The 21,206-nt window shown below is 23.8% G+C and carries 21 protein-coding genes and 1 pseudogene; 14 read left to right on the forward strand and 8 right to left on the reverse strand.

What is annotated here, in order from left to right:
- Positions 1-32: 32 nt before the first annotated feature.
- A complete protein-coding gene (locus tag AAHM95_RS03340; protein ID WP_342274098.1) occupies positions 33-1,046 on the reverse strand; it encodes an alpha/beta hydrolase in 1,014 nt (337 codons plus the stop codon).
- 30 nt (positions 1,047-1,076) lie between these two features.
- Positions 1,077-1,388, reverse strand: a complete 312-nt coding sequence (locus tag AAHM95_RS03345; protein ID WP_338975615.1) for an HU family DNA-binding protein — start codon at positions 1,386-1,388, stop codon at positions 1,077-1,079.
- Between the two features lie 312 nt (positions 1,389-1,700).
- Between AAHM95_RS03345 and AAHM95_RS03350 the strand changes: the two genes are divergently transcribed.
- The gene (locus tag AAHM95_RS03350; protein ID WP_342274099.1) at positions 1,701-3,824 is read left to right on the forward strand and encodes a hypothetical protein; all 2,124 of its coding nucleotides are present in this window, start codon (positions 1,701-1,703) and stop codon (positions 3,822-3,824) included.
- 97 nt (positions 3,825-3,921) lie between these two features.
- Here AAHM95_RS03350 and AAHM95_RS03355 read toward each other — a convergent pair whose 3' ends face one another.
- Complete coding sequence (locus AAHM95_RS03355) at positions 3,922-4,431, reverse strand: hypothetical protein (RefSeq protein ID WP_342274100.1); 510 nt, start codon at positions 4,429-4,431, stop codon at positions 3,922-3,924.
- 43 nt (positions 4,432-4,474) lie between these two features.
- Here AAHM95_RS03355 and AAHM95_RS03360 point away from each other — a divergent pair, with 43 nt between their 5' ends.
- Positions 4,475-4,900 carry a hypothetical protein gene (locus tag AAHM95_RS03360; protein ID WP_342274101.1) on the forward strand — a complete coding sequence of 142 codons (426 nt, stop codon included), beginning with the start codon at positions 4,475-4,477 and terminating at the stop codon, positions 4,898-4,900.
- Here the strand turns inward: AAHM95_RS03360 and AAHM95_RS03365 are convergent.
- Positions 4,887-5,135 (reverse strand): annotated as a pseudogene (locus AAHM95_RS03365) (transposase); the annotation flags it as partial. The gene AAHM95_RS03360 and the pseudogene AAHM95_RS03365 sit on opposite strands and share 14 nt — an antisense overlap.
- Before the next feature lie 76 nt (positions 5,136-5,211).
- Here AAHM95_RS03365 and AAHM95_RS03370 point away from each other — a divergent pair.
- The 9 genes from AAHM95_RS03370 to secA all read left to right on the forward strand — a co-directional run bounded on the left by AAHM95_RS03370 (position 5,212) and on the right by secA (position 14,807).
- Positions 5,212-6,329, forward strand: a protein-coding gene (locus AAHM95_RS03370) for an IS3 family transposase (protein WP_342274102.1) whose coding sequence is annotated in 2 segments (ribosomal slippage) — positions 5,212-5,482 and positions 5,482-6,329 — 1,119 coding nt in all. Because the reading frame shifts where the segments join, the coding sequence is not laid out codon by codon here.
- 373 nt (positions 6,330-6,702) lie between these two features.
- On the forward strand, positions 6,703-7,008 hold the full coding sequence (locus tag AAHM95_RS03375; RefSeq protein ID WP_342274103.1) for a hypothetical protein: 306 nt from the start codon (positions 6,703-6,705) through the stop codon (positions 7,006-7,008).
- A gap of 259 nt (positions 7,009-7,267) precedes the next feature.
- Complete coding sequence (locus AAHM95_RS03380; protein WP_342274104.1) at positions 7,268-8,056, forward strand: exonuclease domain-containing protein; 789 nt, start codon at positions 7,268-7,270, stop codon at positions 8,054-8,056.
- 158 nt (positions 8,057-8,214) lie between these two features.
- A complete protein-coding gene (locus tag AAHM95_RS03385; RefSeq protein WP_255495891.1) occupies positions 8,215-8,343 on the forward strand; it encodes a hypothetical protein in 129 nt (42 codons plus the stop codon).
- A gap of 284 nt (positions 8,344-8,627) precedes the next feature.
- A complete protein-coding gene (mnmG, locus tag AAHM95_RS03390; RefSeq protein ID WP_342274105.1) occupies positions 8,628-10,511 on the forward strand; it encodes a tRNA uridine-5-carboxymethylaminomethyl(34) synthesis enzyme MnmG in 1,884 nt (627 codons plus the stop codon).
- Between the two features lie 165 nt (positions 10,512-10,676).
- Positions 10,677-11,012 carry a hypothetical protein gene (locus tag AAHM95_RS03395; RefSeq protein WP_342274106.1) on the forward strand — a complete coding sequence of 112 codons (336 nt, stop codon included), beginning with the start codon at positions 10,677-10,679 and terminating at the stop codon, positions 11,010-11,012.
- Positions 10,987-11,277 carry a hypothetical protein gene (locus AAHM95_RS03400; protein ID WP_338976092.1) on the forward strand — a complete coding sequence of 97 codons (291 nt, stop codon included), beginning with the start codon at positions 10,987-10,989 and terminating at the stop codon, positions 11,275-11,277. Before AAHM95_RS03395 ends, AAHM95_RS03400 begins: the two co-directional genes overlap by 26 nt.
- 291 nt (positions 11,278-11,568) lie before the next feature.
- A complete protein-coding gene (locus tag AAHM95_RS03405; RefSeq protein WP_342274107.1) occupies positions 11,569-12,240 on the forward strand; it encodes a hypothetical protein in 672 nt (223 codons plus the stop codon).
- 182 nt (positions 12,241-12,422) lie between these two features.
- Positions 12,423-14,807, forward strand: coding sequence for a preprotein translocase subunit SecA (gene secA / locus AAHM95_RS03410; RefSeq protein WP_338974175.1), 2,385 nt, complete (start codon positions 12,423-12,425; stop codon positions 14,805-14,807).
- A gap of 57 nt (positions 14,808-14,864) precedes the next feature.
- On the opposite strand, the gene AAHM95_RS03415 is transcribed toward secA, so the two are convergent.
- Together AAHM95_RS03415 and AAHM95_RS03420 are read right to left on the reverse strand one after the other, a co-directional pair.
- Positions 14,865-15,872 carry a hypothetical protein gene (locus AAHM95_RS03415; protein ID WP_342274108.1) on the reverse strand — a complete coding sequence of 336 codons (1,008 nt, stop codon included), beginning with the start codon at positions 15,870-15,872 and terminating at the stop codon, positions 14,865-14,867.
- Between the two features lie 82 nt (positions 15,873-15,954).
- A complete protein-coding gene (locus tag AAHM95_RS03420; protein WP_281748502.1) occupies positions 15,955-16,104 on the reverse strand; it encodes a hypothetical protein in 150 nt (49 codons plus the stop codon).
- 694 nt (positions 16,105-16,798) lie between these two features.
- On the opposite strand from AAHM95_RS03420, the gene AAHM95_RS03425 reads away from it, so the two are divergent.
- Positions 16,799-16,966, forward strand: a complete 168-nt coding sequence (locus tag AAHM95_RS03425) for a hypothetical protein (protein ID WP_342274109.1) — start codon at positions 16,799-16,801, stop codon at positions 16,964-16,966.
- Between the two features lie 2 nt (positions 16,967-16,968).
- Here the strand turns inward: AAHM95_RS03425 and AAHM95_RS03430 are convergent.
- A protein-coding gene (locus tag AAHM95_RS03430) for an IS3 family transposase (protein WP_342274110.1) occupies positions 16,969-18,086 on the reverse strand; the annotation gives its coding sequence in 2 pieces (ribosomal slippage) (positions 16,969-17,816 and positions 17,816-18,086; 1,119 coding nt in all).
- Between the two features lie 316 nt (positions 18,087-18,402).
- On the opposite strand from AAHM95_RS03430, the gene AAHM95_RS03435 reads away from it, so the two are divergent.
- The gene (locus AAHM95_RS03435) at positions 18,403-19,023 is read left to right on the forward strand and encodes a ribonuclease H family protein (protein WP_281748496.1); all 621 of its coding nucleotides are present in this window, start codon (positions 18,403-18,405) and stop codon (positions 19,021-19,023) included.
- Between the two features lie 23 nt (positions 19,024-19,046).
- A complete protein-coding gene (locus AAHM95_RS03440; RefSeq protein WP_342274111.1) occupies positions 19,047-19,433 on the forward strand; it encodes a hypothetical protein in 387 nt (128 codons plus the stop codon).
- 12 nt (positions 19,434-19,445) lie between these two features.
- Here AAHM95_RS03440 and AAHM95_RS03445 read toward each other — a convergent pair whose 3' ends face one another.
- On the reverse strand, positions 19,446-21,080 hold the full coding sequence (locus AAHM95_RS03445; protein WP_342274112.1) for a DEAD/DEAH box helicase: 1,635 nt from the start codon (positions 21,078-21,080) through the stop codon (positions 19,446-19,448).
- Between the last annotated feature and the right edge of the window lie 126 nt (positions 21,081-21,206).

Consider the following 21,206-nt stretch of genomic DNA (forward strand, 5'->3'; position numbering starts at 1 on the left):
TTTAATAAAAATATCAATTAATAGTGTTTATCTTAAGTATTGATTCATTTTTGAACAAATTCTAAAGTAGTGTCACTAATACCTTTATCAGTTACTAAATTATATTCATTAACAACTGTGTGGTCTAAATCACCAATTAAAAAAATTTGACCGTGGTTAGCATCAAGGATAGTGTATAATGAACTTTTTTTTGGTATTTCATATCGAATTTTTTCTTGAAATAATTCGTTAGCATTAGTGTAGTTAATAAAGTGATCATTTTGACCATGAAGAAATAACATTGGCATATCAGGTATTAATTTTAAATATTTAATTGGTTGTATTTCTTGTAAACCATCGACACCAAATGTTTTTTGTGCTTTTTTCCGACTTAATTTCAGCATTAAATTAGTAGGTAAGAAAGCATAATTGTATAGTTTTTCACTATACGTACGATCTAAGCGACTAAATGTACAATCAGAAATAATGAATTTTACTTTTTGATTAATTTTATGTTTTGCATATAAATCGCTTCACATTACTACTGTTGCGCCACCTAATGAAAAACCATATAATCCTAAAGCAGTAGTTTCTTGCTTATATGTTTTACAACAGTATTCAATAATGTCTTGTAAATCTTGTGATTCTTTTAAACCAAAAGTTGTTGGTGATGCATCACTTTCACCATGGTTACGAGCATCATATCAAATAACATTATAGCCAGCACGTAAAAAAATGAAAGCCTGTTTAAATATTCAAAATCTTGTATTAGTTATTCCGTGTAATAAAATTATTGTTTTATTATTATTTTCATTTTTAAGGGCACTTTTTAAAAGATTACCGTATAATGTTAAATTGTCAATTGATGTTTTAATTGAAAAAGTAATTATATTTTCATGTTTTTCTAGGTATTCTCAATATTCAAAATACATTGGCCATTTTGCTAATTCAATTTTAACTTTCGGTTGAGATTGAGAATTATATTGCAAGCATGCTTTAAACATTTCAATTGAATTTATATTAACTTTTTGTCTTAATTTTATTCTATTAATACTACTTTGTTTCATTAGTTTTCCTCACATTTTAGGTCATACATTTTAATAGTCGATGTTATTTAGTATTGTTGGTTTTGGTTTACAACGAATATATTTTTTGTATTTTTTATAAGGTATAAATTTAATATATTTGTATTTGCTAACTACGTGTTGTCCATTATTTTTACTATTTCGTCGTAAACAAGGTTTTACTTTTTTGATTTTAAAAGTACCAAAATTAGAAATAGTAATTACTTTACCTAGTTGGTTAATATTTTTAATTTCTTCAATTACACAATTAAAAACTATTTCAATATCTTGAATGTTAAATTTAGTTTTATCTGATACTCTTGCAATTAATTCTTTTGCGTTCATAAAAATCAACCCTATCTGTTTGCCCATATCCTTCTAATATTATTTTATATTATTTTATTTATAAAATGTAATCTATAAATTTTTCGTACTTTGCTTATTAATAATTTTATATATAAAAGGCATTTTACATATTTAATTTGAATAATTTTAACATTAAAAATAATAAGAATCAAAGATAAAAATTTCTTTATTATATTCAATAGTATAAGTAAGTATATTCCTTAACTATAATTATAATTTCTATAAAATGTAATTACAAAAATAAAAGTGTTTGGCCATTGCTTTAGTTTTAAAGCAAGTGGTTTTTTATTTTTGAAAGAAAAGAAAGAGAGGTTTAAAATTATTCTAGAGATAGCGACAACAAATGTTTCAATAGGTGATATTGAAAATAAAATTAGAAAATTTAAAGAAAATTTAGAAATTTTTAAAAAAGAATTCACATTTTTCATAAATGAAAGTGTTGAGGAACAACGTAATTATAAACAAAGATATCAAGATATTTTATCAGAAGAAGAATTAGAGAATAGTAAATATGAAAAGGATTTATCTTATAAAGAAGATGATTTAAAAAACTTAAAAAGTCATATTGAAGATTTAACAAAAAGTAGGACTAATAATCAACTTAGAAATCAAACATTGGATGAAAAAATAGCAAAAGATCAAAAAGAATTAAAAAAAATAAGAAAAGAAATTAAAGCTTTGCAAAAAGATAAAGAAGAGTTTAAAGAAAAAAGCGCAAAGATAGATAAAGATACTTTTCAAGAAACTCAAAAAAATATTGAAGATTTCCAAGCTACTATGAGAACAAAAATAAAATATGTTGAAGTAGTATCAGCTTTAATTGAAGTTAATTCAAGTGATGCAAACATACAAAAGCATTGAGATGCATTATGAATCGATTATAATAATAAAGTTAAAAATGCAAAAGAAAGAATTCAAATTTTAGAAACAAAAATTTCAAGTTATAAAAAACAAATTTTAGAAAATGAAATTAGTATTAAAAGCCAAGAAAAAGAAATAATAGTATTAACGCAAGAACAATTAAAGTTAGAAATTGATATAAAAAAAATTAAAGATAAAATTGAAAAAAATATAAAAGAAATAAGGGATAAATTAAATGAAATTAATAATAAAATGAATAGTTGTTTTACTGAAAATAAATTGAATATAACCAAAAAGAGTAATGATATTATTAATTTATTTAATGAATTTAAAACTTTTCATGAAAAAATAAAAGAAGATTTTAAGTTTTTCATTACATTAAAAGAACAAGTAGATAAATTTTTAGGTGAATATTTTTTTATTAAAAACTCTAAAATTGAAAATTCTATATCAATAGTTGCTGATTATGATGCTGCACTTAAAATTATTATCAAGAATTTTACTACTTTTTTTGGAGAAAATAAATATGGTGAACTTTTAAAAAGTATAAAACAGTTTAATAACTATAAAGAAAGTAATGCTCAACAAGAATTACAACCATCAACTTCTAGTGATATCACTATTGATATCAATAATGAAAATAATGGTAAATGCAAATTATTTGATTTTGAAGTATTAAAATTAGAATCAGGATCAATAGTAAAAATGACTCTTAATTATTATAATTTTTTACAAGAATATAAAGGTCCATATTCTTATCTAATTTTTATTAAAGATGATAGTTTAAATGAAGGGAAGAATCAAAAAATAGCAAAAAACCTTTATTTTAATCCATTACTATTATTTGAAGATTGTAATGAAGAAGAACAAATGATTTTTAAAAAATTACAAAATAAAATGGCAAAAAATAGTAAAAAGAATTTTCTTTTTAATGAAAACAAAAAATTTGCTTTATTATGTACTAATGAAAATGATAGTTCGCAAAATCTTTTGTTTTTAATTGATTTTACAACGTTAATTAAAATTCCTAAAAAGTTTATTCCATTAATGTATGATTATCAAAAAAAATATAATTTAAATCAAAAAATATGTAAAAAAATAGTTAATAATTTTGAACAAAAAAATAAAAAAGATTATAAATTTATGTTTATAAAAGTTAGAGTACAAAATAATAATATTAAAAATTATATTAAAAATTTAGATTTATTATATGAAAAAATTTATCAACAAAAAGATCAATTACAAGAGTTAAAACATTTATTTTTTGAATTTAATGAATTTCTTGATTTAAATAAAAAACAGCAAAATATAAAAATAAGTGATTATGAAACGCAACAAACTAGCGAATTTCTTAAAGAAAATGATTTTGTATATAAAATGGTAAAAGAAATATCTAATATTTTAGATATAACATTAAATTCAATAAATTCAGATTGTTTGATAGGAAATTCTAATAATGTATTACAAATAGCAGATGTTGAATCAATAAATCAAGAAGTATCAGTTGGTCTAGTACTTTCTGAACAAAAGATAGCATTTACAAATAATATATAATCAAAAGTTTTAAACTTATAAATAATGCAATTTTCCAGATAATTTAATTATCTGGAATTTAAAATTAATAAGGAAAAAAAATAATAATTTAATTTTTTTATATAAATTTTGAAATACTTCTATTTTTAACATTGATTTCTTCTCATGATTTTTCATCATTAATTCTATTTTTAACATTGATTTCTTTTCATGATTTTTCATCATTAATATATTTTTTAAATAAGATTTTTGATCATAATGGTGCAAAATATGAGATTTGTTGTTCTGTAAATGATACAATTTGTTCTTTTGTAAATGATGCAATTTGTTGTTCTGTAAATCATGGAATTTGTCATCATGTAAATGCTTGAATCTGCTCTGTTGTAAAAACCGCAATTTGTGATGGCAAAAATGATGAAACTTGTTCTTTTGTAAATCATGGAATTTGTTCTTTTGTGAGTGCTGGTATTTGTTCTTTTGTGAATGTTGGTATTTGTTTTTCTGTCAATGCTTGAATTTGTTCTTTTGTGAATGCTAGTATTTGTTTTTCTGTCAATGCTTGAATTTGTTCTTTTGTGAATGCTAGTATTTTTTCTATTGTAAATCAACTGATTTGTTCTTCTGTCAATGCTTGAATTTGCTTTTCGGTAAATGCTGGTATTTGTTCTTTTGTGAGTGCTGGTATTTGTAATTTTGTAAAATGTGGAATTTGCTTTATTGTAAATCAGGTAATCTGTGCTGAGGTAAATGTTTCAATTTGTTGTTTGCTAAAGTATGGAATTTGTGTTGTTGCATTGAATGCTCGAATTTCTTTTTTAGTTAATTTTAAAATATTTAAAATATCATTTCCATTAATTGTGATTGGTTTAGGAACAAAATCCTTTGCTTTATCATTGTCTTTTCTTTCAAATATTATTGGTTTTCTTTTTTTTAAACTTTTTTCTTCAATATTTCTTTTGTCTGTTTCAGAAGTTCCTGACTCTTTATTTGAATCTTCACTATTTTTTCTTGTAATTTTTCTAGAACTTTTTTTTATTTTTTTTATCTTTCCTTTATTAGCTGGAATGGCAACCCTTTTTAGGACTATTTTTTGGTAGACATTTGTTTTTGATAACTAATTGGAGTTAGGTAGTTTAGAGTACTGTGAATTCTTATGTTGTTATATCAATTGATGTAATCAAATAATTCTAATTTTAATTGGATTAATGATGTAAAATTTTTATCATTAATAAATTCAATTTTGAAAGTTTTAAAAGTTGCTTCAGCAACAGCATTGTCATAAGGACATCCTTTTTTGCTTAAAGATCGAGTTATGTTGAAAGCTAATAAAAGTGGATGGGTTACACTTTATTGGACACTAATTACATAGACAAGTGAACAAATTAGTTAAAAGAAAGGAATTATAATTATGGTCACTATTAACTCATATTCAGATGAATTTAAAAAACAAATAGTAGCTTTATATCAAAGTGGCAAATCAGTATCTTGCCTTGTTAAAGAATACAATGTTACAAGAGCAGCTACTTACAATTGAATTAAGCAATTTACTAATTCAGGTAGTTTTAAAACTAAAGATAATCTTTCAGATTTAGAAAAACAATTAATTCAAGCAAATAAAGAATTAAAACAGTTACGAATGGAAATTGATATTTTAAAGCAAGCAGCACTAATAATAGGCAGAAAATAGAGATTATTGCAAATAATAAATCTAAATATAAAATTCGCACAATGTGTCATTTTTTAAAACTCTCTAAATCAACATATTATTTTAATTTAAAGAAAAAAAATAAAATTCAAAATAATATTTATGAACAAGCTGTTATTAGTGCTTTTAAAGAAAATAAAGAAGTTTATGGTACTAGAAGATTAAAAGTCATACTAGCAAACCAAGAAATTTATTTATCACGCAGAAAAATTAAAGAAATTATGAATAAGCATAATTTAATATCAAAATACACTAAATTATCATTCAAAAATTATCATAATAAAGTCAATGATAGTCAAATAACCAATCTTGTTAATAGAAACTTTAATAATAGAATTAAAAATGAAGTTATTGTTAGTGATTTAACTTATGTTCAAGTTAATGGTAAATGAAACTATATTTGCCTATTAATCGACCTATTTAACCGCGAAATTATTGGACATAGTGTTGGAGTTAAAAAAGATGCATCATTAGTATATCAAGCATTTATGCAATCAAATCACTGTTTAAAAGATATTGAAATATTTCATACTGATCGCGGTAATGAATTCAATAATAAAACTATTGATAAGCTTTTATTAGCTTTCAACATAACTCGATCTTTAAGCAAAAAAGGATGTCCTTATGACAATGCTGTTGCTGAAGCAACTTTTAAAACTTTCAAAATTGAATTTATTAATGATAAAAATTTTACATCATTAATCCAATTAAAATTAGAATTATTTGATTACATCAATTGATATAACAACATAAGAATTCACAGTACTCTAAACTACCTAACTCCAATTAGTTATCAAAAACAAATGTCTACCAAAAAATAGTCCTAAAAAGGGTTGCCATTCCATATCAGATATTGGTTCGGGTGTAGAAGATATTGGAAGAGGTATAGAAGATATTGGAAATGATATTGGTAAAGGATTAGAAGAAATTGGTAAAGGTGTAGATGATATTGGCTCAGATATTAGTGACATTTGAGAAGATATTTCAAAAGGATTTGAGGATTTTACAAAAGACGTAGGAAATTTTTTTGAAAAAGGTTGACAAGGGATAGAATCATTTTTTAGTGATTTATTTGAAGGATTAGACTTTTTACTTTATGCTGTACCAATAGTTATTGGAGGAGCAATTGCTGCTGCAATAAGTGTCAAAATTTATAAGTTAATAACTAAACTGCAAAAAGATAAACTAGTACGAATGAATCTTAAAGATGCACAACGTCAAAGAAAAATTAATAAAAAAAATAGTCCTTTATTAGGAACACTTAGTGATAAAATTGTAAAAAGTAAAAATAAAATTAAAAAAAGAGAAGATAAACTGCAAGACGCAGAAAATAAATTAAAAAATTTAAAAGCAAAAAATCAAAAATTAGAAGAAAAAGAACTTAATAAACAAGTTAAAATAGCTAAAAAGTTAAAAAAAATTAATAATTTTCAAAATGAAGTAAATGATAGTGAACGATTAATTACTAGATATAATTCTTCACCTTCGTGTTCATTATAATATTTTTCTTATTTAAAAAAAGATTGCAACCGCAATCTTTTTTATTGTCAACAATATAATATTTTATTCATAATATTATTTTTATAAATTATATTAAGTTATTTGTTAAAGAATGATAATTAATTAATGAATTTTGCAAAAAATGAAGTTTTATAAGTAAAAATATAGTTACTCTAACTTATCAATGTTATAATTTATCAAAGGAATAACTAATATTAATTTATGAAAATTTAGATAGAAAGGTGCTATTGCCATTAATATGTTTTTTAAAAGTGTAAAATTTAAGAAGACAAATGATAATTTTGAAACAGATGATAATTCTGAATCAAAAGGTAATATAGAAGGAAAACAAGAAATAATTACACCTTTTAAACAGTATAAAAGTAAAGATAGTAAAAATCTTTTTGCTAAAAAAATGTTATTAAAAAGAAAGCAATCAAAATTAAATAGTAAGAAAAAATTTAGTGTTCATGATTGAGGGATTGATAATACTAATTATGTTTTTATTGATTTTGAAATTGCAAATTCGAATAAAACAAGTGCTTGTCAATTAATTATGATAAAAGTAACACAAGGTAAAATTGTCAAAACTTATAGTTCATTAATTAAACCACATCCCGAAGAATTTACTTTTTCTCATGTTCATGGAATTACAAGTGAAAGCGTATCTTTAATGTCAAACTTTAAAGAATTATGAGTAGACATCGTTACTTTTTTTACTGAAAATACTGTTGTTATTGCTCATCACGCTAACTTTAACATTAATATCTTAAGATCATTAATTAATCATTATGATTTAAAATGTCCTAATTTTTTTTACATTTGTTTAGTTAAGTTATTTAGAAGAACATATGATTATCCTAATAACCGTTTAAGTGCTCTTGCTCATAGTAATCAAATTAAATTTGATCATCATGATCCATTGGCAGATGTTACCACTTTACATAAATTAATTAATATACATTTCAGTGAACATTACCATTTAAAAACTTTATGTAATAATCTTAATATTAAAATGGGGAAATTATTTGGTGATTCTTTATCTTAATTAATATAAGATGTATTTTTATATATAAAAATACTTTTTAAGTTTAAAGGTATAGTAAATAAAAATTTGCAAATTTAAAAATTAACATTATAATTATACTTATGTAGATATTAAGATAAATTATTTAAGTCAAATTGTATACAAAAGAGGTTACAGTTATGGAAAAAGAAATAGATGTTGCATATGTTTTATCACCATTGGATACAGTCACCAATGTTAATGACAAAAGTGTCTTTTCAATAAAAACACATCTTGTGCTAATAAATAAAATACTTAAAAGTAAGTAATTACTGGCTTTTAATTAGTATTAATGATTATTAATTAAAACAGTTGCTATTTTTAGGTGCAGCACTAATTCTTTAAATAATATTTATATCTTGTATAAAAGATAATGAATTATAATTGAGAAGATTATTAACTAAAATTCAATTTTATTTAATAAAAGTCTAAAAAGTACATGAATATTTTGCTTGTTTATGATAACATTACTAAAGAAATTAAAAATAAAATTTCTGATTTTTGATGTTATTAATTTTGATATGTAATATTTTATGAAATGGAGGTGAAATCAATGAAATATGACTATGAAATTATTGTAATTGGTGCTGGTCATGCTGGTGTTGAAGCGGCATTATCTTCTGCACGAGCAGGTCATAAAACCGCTATTATTACTCTTGATAAAACTAAAATTGCATTAATGCCATGTAATCCTTCTATTGGTGGACCCGCCAAAGGAGTTGTGGTTCGTGAAATTGATGCACTTGGTGGCGAAATGGCTAAAGCAGCAGATGCTACTGCTTTGCAAATGAAACTATTAAATCATTCACGTGGTCCAGCAGTTTGAGCTATTCGTGCTCAATCTGATAAAATTGCTTATTCACAATATATGCAAAATGCAATAAATAAACAAGAAAATTTAACAATTTTAGAAGTTATGGTACAATCATTAATAATTGAAGAAAACACTGCTAAGGGTGTTATTTTAGAGAATGGCGAAAAAATTACTAGTGAAATTGTGATTTTAACTACTGGCACTTATATGACAGCTTTAACTTTACAAGGTCATAATAAGAAATCAGAAGGACCAGATGGTCAAAGAACAAGTAATGGTATTTCTGAACAATTAAAAATTGTAGGCTTTAATATGATACGTTTAAAAACAGGAACACCACCTCGTATTAAAAAAAATAGTATTGATTTTGACAAAACTAATATTGAACTAGGTAGTGATTTACCTTTAGCATTTTCACATGAAACTAAAAATTTTTTACCATTAGCAAAACAGTTACCTTGTTATTTACTTTATACAAATGATAAAACTCATACCATTATTAATAATAATTTAGATAAATCACCAATGTATAATGGTGAAGCACAAGGTACTGGACCACGTTATTGTCCAAGTATTGAGGATAAAGTAGTACGTTTTGCTGATAAGCCTCGTCATCAAATTTTCTTAGAGCCAGAATCACTTGCTTTGGATTCAATTTATGTCCAAGGTTTTTCAACATCGATGCCAATTGATGTGCAAGATAAAATGTTGAGAACATTACCTGGTTTAGAAAATTGTGAAGTATTAAAATGAGCATATGCTATTGAATATGATGCTTTTGAACCAACACAATTATGACCAACATTGGAAACTAAATTAATTAAAAACTTATTTAGTGCTGGTCAAATTAATGGTACTAGTGGTTATGAAGAAGCAGCGTGTCAAGGTTTAATGGCCGGAATTAACGCACATTTAAAAATAAAAAAAGAAAAACCATTAATTTTAAAGCGTGATGAAGCATATATCGGAGTTTTAATTGATGATTTAGTAACAAAAGGAACAGTTGAACCTTATCGTTTATTAACTTCTTTAGCTGAACATCGTTTATTATTACGAAATGATAATGCTCAAACAAGATTAATTAAATATGGTTATCAAGTTGGCTTAGTTAGTGAACAACGTTGATCACAATTTAATATTCAACAAAAATTAATGTCTAATATTGTTGAAAAATTAAAAACTATTAAAGTTAGTCCCAATTCAGAAGTTGCTAAGTATATTAATAATAATAATTTAGGTCCAATTCCCGATAATCATATTATTGCTTATGAATTATTAAAACGTCCAGGTCTCAAATTATCAATGTTTACTTCACAGTTACCTTTAATAAATGATTTACAATATCATCAATTAATGGAATTAGAAATTACAATTAAATATTCAGGGTATATTAATCAACAACTAAAAATGGCGCAACAAACTAATAGTTTAGAAAAAAAACAAATTCCTGGTGATATTGATTATGATTTAGTAGAAAGTATTACTGGTGAAGCTAGAGAAAAATTAAAGCGTGTTAGACCATTAACAATTGGTCATGCTACAAGAATTTCTGGTGTTAGTCCTGCTGATATTCAAGTTTTATTATTTTTTTTAAAACGCAAATATCCAAATTTAAATATTTAATAAATTAGCGATTTTTTAATTAAGTTCGCTAATTTTATATATTAAATATTTTACTTGCATTTTAAAGTTTAAAGAAGATTTTGATTTGTGATGACCAAAAAAATTAAACAGTAATAAAAATTGTAAATCTGAAACAATGACACATATTTAAGGGGTGATAAATTTATGAATAATGAAAAACAAAAAGAGTATAAGAAAAAGTGATATCAAAAAAATAAAAAAAGAATACAAGAATATCAACAAAGACCTGAAGTGAAAGCAAAAAAGAAAGAATATGCTCAAAGGCCTGAAGTGAAAGCAAAAAAGAGAAAATATGATCGAGAGTGATATCATAAAAATAAAGATAAAAAACGAAAATATAATCAAAGTTTCAAAACCAAAGTAAGAAAAAAAGAATATGCTCAAAACCCTGAAATGAAAGCAAAAAAGAAAGAATATGCTCAAAGACCTGAAGTGAAGGAAAGAAGGAGAAAATATGATCAAGCTTGATATCAAAAATAAAGAAAAAATGAAAGAATATGCTCAAAAGCCAGAAGTGAAGGCAAGAAAACAAAAATATGAGCAAAAATCCGAGGTAAAAGCAAAAAGGAAAATATATAATCAAAAATGATATCAAAAAAGGAAAAAAACAAAACAAGAATTACAATTTAATAATAATTATCAAAAAGAAGTAATGGTAAATGCAATCAACAAATTAGCTGATGAATATCCTCCTACTGCACATGTTTTAAGTGAAAATCAAAAAATTTGAAAATCTTATTTATAAAATAAAAATAAATTAAAAAAATGAATTGATAAAAAATAAATCTAATTCTTTTTCATGTAAATCATATATAACAATTTTCTTTTCACTCAAAATAAAATTAAGTTGTGATATATAATTTTTATCAATTAATTTAATTAAAATACTATCAGTACATGATTACAAATTAAGTCTTTTACATCTATTCAAATTCAGTCGTTTAAGTTATTACAAATTCAGTCATTTTTACCAATTCAAATTGCAGCTTTTACAAAAGAGCAAATTCAATCTTTTACATTATTACAAATTAAATCATTGACAGAAAATCAAATTTCATTTTTTACGCCTTTGCAAATCCAAATCTTTACGCCAGAACAAATTCTATTTTTTACAAAAGAACAAATTTCTTGATTTACAACCGACCAAATTCAAGTTTTTACACCAGAACAAATTCCATATTTTACAAAAGAGCAGATTCAAGAGTTGACAATGGAACAGATTCAGTCTTTAATAGCCCAACAAATTCAATCTTTTACAAAGGACCAAATTCCATATTTTACAGATATGCAAATTCAATGGTTTAGAACTGACCAACGTAAATTTTTTAAAGTAATAAGAATTCCAATTATTAATAAACTAAAAACTAGTTCATTAATAATTAAAGAAAATCAATTTTTTGTAGAAGAGAAAATTGGAAAAAAAAGTAGTCAATGAAGTTTAAAAAAATTTTGATTTTTAGTTATTAGTTTCTTTTTCACAACAACTTCAATATTTAGTTTATTTTATATTTTTAAAAAAAATAAAAATCAACTTACAAAAAAAAGTAAATTAAAAAAAGAAGAAGACAACTTTAATGAAAATAGTTTAAATAAAATGTTAGAATCTAAAATTAATTTTATTGAACTTACAAAATCAGAAATTAACCAGGAATCTTTTAATAAAAGTAATATTAAATCATATAATAATCAAGTTTTTTATAGTAATTAAAATAATTATAGTAAATTATTTTTTCTAACTTCGAAGAGAAAGAAAAAAATATAATATAAATACAATTTTTTTTGGGTACTAAGTTTTTTAAGTTTTTTTATGTTAAAATAATAAAGATTTTATTACTTTACAAGTAATAATAAGTATAAGTAATAATAAAGAAAAAAATGGTGATTTATTTTATGTGAGATCGTAAAATTTTACGAAAAATTAATAAACAAGTTAAGGAAATAATTAGCCTTGATGAAACAATGAGAAAAATTAAAGATGAAGAATTAGCAAATAAAACAGTTGAATTCAGAACCAGATTGGCAGAAGGTGAGACTTTAGATGATATTTTAGTTGAAGCTTTTGCGACAATTAGAGAAGCAGCACGAAGAATTAGTGGATTACATCCATATCCTGTTCAATTAATTGGTGGTATTGTTCTTCATAATGGCGATGTTGCTGAAATGCGAACTGGTGAAGGAAAAACTTTAACTGCTGTGATGCCAATTTATTTAAATGCTTTAAGTAGTAAAGGTGTTCATGTTATTACTGTTAATGAATATTTAGCAGCAAGAGATGCCGAATTAAATCGACCAATTTTAGAATTTTTGGGAATTACTATTGGCGTTAGTCTTCGTGATCATTCTACTAATCAAAAACGTGAAGCGTATTTAAAAGATGTTACATATACAACTAATTCAGAATTAGGCTTTGATTATTTGCGTGATAATATGGTTAAGGTTTATCCAGAAAAAGTTCAACGTCAGCTTAATTATGCTATCATTGATGAGGCGGACTCTGTTTTAATTGATGAATCAAGAACACCTTTAATTATTTCTGGTGGTTCAAAAAATCGTACTCCTTTATATCAAGCATCAGATGTTTTTGCAAAAACTTTAATACCTGAAGATTATAAAATTGATTGAGAATCACGTCAAATTGCATTAACAGTAACGGGTGTTAATAAAGCCCAAAAACAGTTTAATTTAAAAAATTTATTTGATATTGATAACTCGGAATTATTTCATCATATTCAAAATGCACTTCGTGCTAATCATGTTTTCAAATTAGATGTAGAGTATGTTGTTAAAGATGGTGAAATTGTGCTAGTTGATCAGTTTACTGGTAGATTAATGCCTGGTAGAGTATATAGTGATGGACTTCATCAAGCTTTACAAGCTAAAGAAAATGTTACAATTCAACAAGAAACAACAACAGTAGCTACTATTACTTATCAAAACTTTTTCCGTTTATATAATAAACTAAGTGGTATGACAGGAACTGCTAAAACCGAAGAAGAAGAGTTTGTAAAAATTTATAATATGAGAGTAATTAAGATTCCTACTAATAAACCAATTATTCGAGAAGATAAACCCGATCATGTTTTTGCTTCATTAAATGCTAAATTTAAATCTTTAATTGCAGAAGTTAAAGAACGACATACTAAAGGACAACCAATTTTGATTGGTACTGCTAATGTTGATGTATCAGAACGAATTGCTAATATGTTAACTTTGGAAGGAATTAAGCATGAGATTTTAAATGCTAAAAATCATGCTCGTGAAGCTGATATTATTGCTAGAGCTGGTGAAAAAGGATCAATTACTTTAGCAACCAATATGGCAGGACGTGGAACAGATATTAAACTTGGTAAGGGTGTTATTGAACTTGGTGGCCTTGCTGTATTAGGTACTGAAAGAAACGAAGCACGAAGAATTGATAATCAATTACGTGGAAGAGCCGGAAGACAAGGTGATCCTGGATTTTCACGATTTTATGTTTCAATTGAAGATGATTTGATGTTACGTTTTGGTGGTGAAAAATTAAAAAAAGCTTTTGCAAGTTTAGGTGAAGACTATATTAGATCAAAAATGTTAACTAGATCAATTACTAGAGCACAACAAAAAATTGAAGGTATGAATTTTGATGCACGAAAAAACTTATTAGATTATGATAATGTTATTGCTCAGCATCGTGAAGCTACATATCATCAACGTGATAATATTTTACTTGCTGATGATTTATTAGATTTAATCAAAAATATGCACAGAACAGTAGCACGTGATTTACTAAATATTTTTAATAAAGTTGTTGGTAGAGAACAGTTTATTGATTATGATGAATTAGTTAAAGGTATTGAAAATAAATTAATTAAACCTAATGATTTAATTGCAGAAAAGTTAAATCGATTAAGTATTGAAGAAAATATTGATTTAATTGTTGAAAAATCTTATAATTTTTATCTTGAAAAAAGAGAAAAATTAAATGATGTTATTATAAAACAAATTGAAAATAGTGTTATTTTACAAACTTTTGATCAATATTGAACTAATCACATTGATGCTTTAAGCAAACTGCGTGCAGGAATCCATTTGCGTGGTTATGCGCAGTTAAATCCCTTACAAGCTTATATTGAGGAAGCTTCAAAATTATTTAATCGTATGAAAATCAATGTTGCTCATCAAGTTATTATTATGTTACATAGCATTGATCCAGAACAACATCAGGTTCGTGGTGGTCAAGATGTATTGGATACAGTATTAGCAAGTAATGTTGAAACTAAAACTAAAATTGGATAATTAATCTTTATTTAAAAAACTAAGTATTTTAATACTTAGTTTTTTAAATATGTTTTTTTATTCTATTTGATTTTTTTCTTTATGTTTTCATGACTTCTTTTTAAATATGTTTTTATTTTTTTTACTGTCATAAGTGATTGAAGTTGTTCAATGGGGGAAATTATTACCTTTAGTAACAGTATTATTATTATTCATGGGTACTAAATTTTTAATATAATTAGTTCCATCTGCTGTGGTGGGACGTTCATAAATAATAGTTCAATTTAAACTTTCAATTGGATCATTAAGCTTCGGTTGTGCAATAAAATTATGTCAAAACATTAAGGCACCCGCATAATCTCGACGGTATAATTGTGGATTAAAATTTTTGATAATTTCTCCTTTATTTCATACTTCTTCAATTTGTTGTGGCGTTCATATTGCTTGTTCATTATTATTATTATTATTATTTGTTGAAGAAGTTATGTTTTGATTAATTTCATTTTGTGAATATAGTGCTTTTGCTTCTAGTGACATATATTTCTTTTTTCTACTTTTTTTAATAAAGCATATACAAGAAATTATTAAAACTATAAAATAAAAAAATTCTAATCCTCATGGAATAATGAAAAATAGTTTTTTACGAATAGTTATCACAGAAGCAAATTTATAAAAAGCAGCATATCCACCAAAGGAAAAAAATAAAATTGATCCAATAATAAAAAATAATGATATTCATAACATAATTCTAGTTAATATTAGAGAAATAAAGTCATTATTTTTTAAAAAGATAAAAGGAAAAGCAACAATACCTAAAATTATGAAGCCAAAGCCCAATACTGCAATTGTCAGAGTTGGAAAAGTTAAATTGAATTTAAAAAATTTCTTAGTGATTAAATTATCAATAAGGATTAATAAATCAGTAGTTTCTCTTTTAAAGAAAATAATTCATAAAACTCAACTAATTATTAAAGTTATACTTGTTAATCATAAAAAAATTATAATAAGTCAATTATTATAATAGTTAATACTTTTCTTTGTTGAATAATTATCATCAACAGTTTTTTTAAATATCTTTTTTTTCATTTTTAAAAACCTTATAATATTTTATTGTTAATCAGTTCTATTAATTTTTCTTTTTTCATAATATCTCTCCAAAACTAACTTATTATTTTTGTGTATATTTTGTTACTGTATTATTGAATGCTTGTTGATAACATTTACCACTGCAATATATAAATTTATCACGATATAAAGAGTCAAATGTATATTCTTTCTCACATGATGAAATATAGCATTTAGTTGTAATAATTGGCATAATTTAATTAACCCCCTTTAAATTTATATTATATATTTTACATGATTTCTGTTTTATCATTTTATTAATTATTTTTTTATATTTTAAGTGTTTTATATATTAAAATTTATATTATTTTAAATAGTGCAATAGATTTAGTTAATAAGTTATTAGTATACAATTTTATGAAAAAAGTGTTAAAAAATAATTAAAAGTATGTAAAATATATTTATCTTCTTAAACTTAAGAAGTTATTGGTAAAAATTGAGGAGGATTAATTTATGAAAAAATATTTATCATTATTAATTGCAATATCATTAGTGCCGGTATTTTATTTTATTTATTAATTTAATAATAAAAAATAGTTTCAATTTAAAAATAGTTTAGTTATCGGTGAACATTTTGCAAGTACATTGATAACTTTTTATTTAATTTAAATTTAAAGATAATTGTAATGCTTTGTTTTTTATAACTTATTGTTTATTTATTTTTTTAAAAAATACTAAAATATATTTATCTTCTTAAACTTTAAGAAGTTATTGGAGAAAACTTGGAGGGTGATTAATTATGAAATCATTATTAACAACATTAAGTATTTTAGCAATTACAGGTAATTTAACTAATGTTATCTTAAATATAAGTTCACAAAAAATTCAACTTTTAGATAATAAAATTTCAGCAAGATACAATTTACATTGACAAAGATGGAAAACAAGTGAAAACGAGTGAAGTAGATTTATCAAATATAAATAGCAAAGAGGTTATTCAAATTGGATTTTTTCAAAATCGAGAAGGAATAATTCAAGTTGTTAAAATGCCAGTAACAATAGAAAAAGTATCTGATCAATTACCATCAGAAATTTGGAATGGCAACCCTTTTTAGGACTATTTTTTGGTAGACATTTGTTTTTGATAACTAATTGGAGTTAGGTAGTTTAGAGTACTGTGAATTCTTATGTTGTTATATCAATTGATGTAATCAAATAATTCTAATTTTAATTGGATTAATGATGTAAAATTTTTATCATTAATAAATTCAATTTTGAAAGTTTTAAAAGTTGCTTCAGCAACAGCATTGTCATAAGGACATCCTTTTTTGCTTAAAGATCGAGTTATGTTGAAAGCTAATAAAAGTTTATCAATAGTTTTATTATTGAATTCATTACCGCGATCAGTATGAAATATTTCAATATCTTTTAAACAGTGATTTGATTGCATAAATGCTTGATATACTAATGATGCATCTTTTTTAACTCCAACACTATGTCCAATAATTTCGCGGTTAAATAGGTCGATTAATAGGCAAATATAGTTTCATTTACCATTAACTTGAACATAAGTTAAATCACTAACAATAACTTCATTTTTAATTCTATTATTAAAGTTTCTATTAACAAGATTGGTTATTTGACTATCATTGACTTTATTATGATAATTTTTGAATGATAATTTAGTGTATTTTGATATTAAATTATGCTTATTCATAATTTCTTTAATTTTTCTGCGTGATAAATAAATTTCTTGGTTTGCTAGTATGACTTTTAATCTTCTAGTACCATAAACTTCTTTATTTTCTTTAAAAGCACTAATAACAGCTTGTTCATAAATATTATTTTGAATTTTATTTTTTTTCTTTAAATTAAAATAATATGTTGATTTAGAGAGTTTTAAAAAATGACACATTGTGCGAATTTTATATTTAGATTTATTATTTGCAATAATCTCTACTTTCTGCCTATTATTAGTGCTGCTTGCTTTAAAATATCAATTTCCATTCGTAACTGTTTTAATTCTTTATTTGCTTGAATTAATTGTTTTTCTAAATCTGAAAGATTATCTTTAGTTTTAAAACTACCTGAATTAGTAAATTGCTTAATTCAATTGTAAGTAGCTGCTCTTGTAACATTGTATTCTTTAGCAAGGCAAGATACTGATTTGCCACTTTGATATAAAGCTACTATTTGTTTTTTAAATTCATCTGAATATGAGTTAATAGTGACCATAATTATAATTCCTTTCTTTTAACTAATTTGTTCACTTGTCTATGTAATTAGTGTCCAATAAAGTGTAACCCATCCAGAAGTATTATGACATGGATGATTTGCTAAAAATTCAGGATTTGAAAACGATCCTAACAAATGACCCAAATTTAAAAATTAAAATTTTAAAATAATAAATATTTTTTTGTGTCATTTTATTTAATTAGTAAAGTCACTTGCTAATTAGCATCAGCAATATTTTTGCTTTAATTTGTCATTTTAATTAGATAAAATTTAATATTATTGTAAAATTAAAATAAACAATAGAGGAGTCATAATTATGGCAAGTAAATTTTATGCAGTAAAAAAAGGTAGAGTCATTGGAATATTTGAAAACTGGAATGAATGTGAAATACAAATTAGAGGTTTTGCTGGTGCTCAGTATAAAAAATTTGCAACTAAAAAAGAAGCTCAAGATTATTTAGATGATAAAATTCAAATAAAATCTGAAAATCACTATAAATATGAAGTAATAGCATATACTGATGGTAGTTTTAAAGAAGAAATTAATCAATTTTCTTATGGACTTGTTTTCTTAAATAATGACAAAAAAGATATATTTTATGAAAAATTTGATGATGAAAATTGAGCAAAATTAAGAAATGTTGCTGGAGAAATAATGGGTGCACAAAAGGCAATGCAGTTAGCTTTGGAAAATAATATAAAATCAATTTTAATTTGTCATGATTATGTTGGAATTAGTAAATGATGTACTGGTGAATGAAAAACTACTAAAGTAGAAACAAAGGCATATAAAGCATTTTATGATAAAATAGCAAAAGATGTTAATATTTATTTTAAATGAGTTAAAGGTCATAGTGGTGATATATATAATGATGAAGCAGATGCTCTTGCTTGAAAAGCATTTAATTTAAAAAAAATATCTAAACCAATAATTTAAATATTAAAAAGGTGGTAAATAACATGATTAATAAAAAAATAATATTAGCAAGTTGTTTAGGGAATATTATTGGAGGTAGTTTGTTTGCTCTTTCTGATTTATATCAAAAAAGAGAACAAAATATTTTTGAATTTGATATTACTTCAGCTGTAACAGTGTTTTCAGGGTGTTTTGCTGGTGCTCTTTTTGGTTTTATTTCAGGTCTTTTTTGTTGTTTAAATGATGGAGAAGATAATAGTGATTATAGAGAATTTTTTGAAAGTCAACAAATCATTGATAACACTCATTCTTTTCAATCTTCAAACGAATTTGCGCCTTTATTGCAAGAATATATTCTTGAAATTAATGATGAACAATTCATTCCTAATAATAATGCAGATCTTGTTTTTAATCCTAGTTTAGTTTATTAAATATAATAAAAATTATTCAAAAAATTTAATACCTTGATCATTAATAACTTTATTAATATCAATTTTATTATTAAGGATGTCTCTAATTTTTAAATCAATAGTATTAGCACAATATAAATTAATAATTTCTCTAGTTTTATTATCGTTTAATTGAGTTGGAAAAAAGCGACTTTCAGCTTGCTCATTTTCGGTTGGGTTTAATTCACGATCTAGAAAAATCATAACATCACCTTGATCTAATGTGATACCAACATTAGTAGATTTAATGTTACATAAAATAATTTTAACTTTTTTACTTTGAAAATCACTAATAGCTTTAAGTCTTTGTTCATGATTTACTTTACCAGTAATTAATTGATGATTTAATTTATGTTTATCTAAAATGTTACTTAAAATGTTAATTCCTTTATCACTAAAACTACTATAAATAATAATTGAATCATTTTCATTATCATGTAAGTAGTCTAGTAATCAATTAAATTTTGCTCCTAATTCTTTCATTCCCTCATTAATAGGTGTTGAACAAATAGTTCTTAATTTGGTAAATATTTGTAAAAAAGTTATTTTAGATTTTTTATTATAAAATAATTCTTGTTTCATAGTTTCAAGAGTATCACAATAAATTGCAGTTTGTGCTTTGGGCATAGTTAAAATTAAATCATTTTTAATAATTTTTGGCATTTCATTACGTACATCAATTTGTTTACGCATAATTGATATTTTTTTAACTAAATAATCAAATTCTGCTGCTAGTTGTGGTTTAACATTTGGTTTTGGTATATTAATAGTTACAAAATTAGTAATACGTTTTCTAATTATTCCAAAGTAACGAGCAACAAAATCTCAATAATCAATATTTTTATATAGTTTATTATCAATAATTTTTAATATACCAAAAATATCACTAGGATGATTGTTGGCGGGAGTACCAGTTAAACAATAAACTGATGATACTTTATTTGCAACTTCCAAAATTGTTGAACTTTGTGCAGTTTTGTAGTTTCTTAAAAAATGTGCTTCATCAATAACTAATGTAAAATCAAATTTAGTTAATAATTTATTTTTTATATCATTTTTAAAAGTGTTTTTAGAAACTACTAAAATACAATTATTACTATTTTTAAATTGATTATATTTTTCTGTTCGCACTTTAGTAATATCATCTTTAATAGTAATACAATTATAGGTAGTTCATTTTTTAATTTCGGGAACCCATGTTAATAAAATAGTTGACTTAGGAACAACAAATAATATTTTATTAGTTTTCATTTCTGATAATGCTGTTAAAATGGTGGGTGTTTTACCAGTTCGCATTTCATTAAATAAGCCAAATCTTTTATTTGCTTTTAAAATTGCAACATCAACACGTTGATAATTTCTTAGTTTAGGATTACCTGGATAATCATTTAAGTTTTTTTCTTGTTGGATTTTTTTTCATAATATTAGTGAGTGTTCATATATTTGTTTTAATTTATCATTATTATTTGTATATTTAAGTACTATTTCAAGAGCAAACGGAGTATTAAATATTTTAAATTCATTAGTATTATTGATATCAATAATACCTAGTGCATTTAAAATTTCTTTTTTATTTTTTTTCACTTTAATTGTAATATGTTTATTATTAAGACTTATGATTTCTAACATTATTAACCTACTTTAGTGTTTGTATATGATATTAAATATTATAATAAAATTAATATAAATTAAAAAATAATTTATTTTTGTTAGTAAATATTAGATTATTAATAATTTATTTTAAAAGAATTATAA

This window comes from Spiroplasma endosymbiont of Phycita roborella (genome assembly GCF_964031195.1).
GTDB lineage: Bacteria > Bacillota_I > Bacilli_A > Mycoplasmatales > VBWQ01 > Spiroplasma_E > Spiroplasma_E ixodetis_A.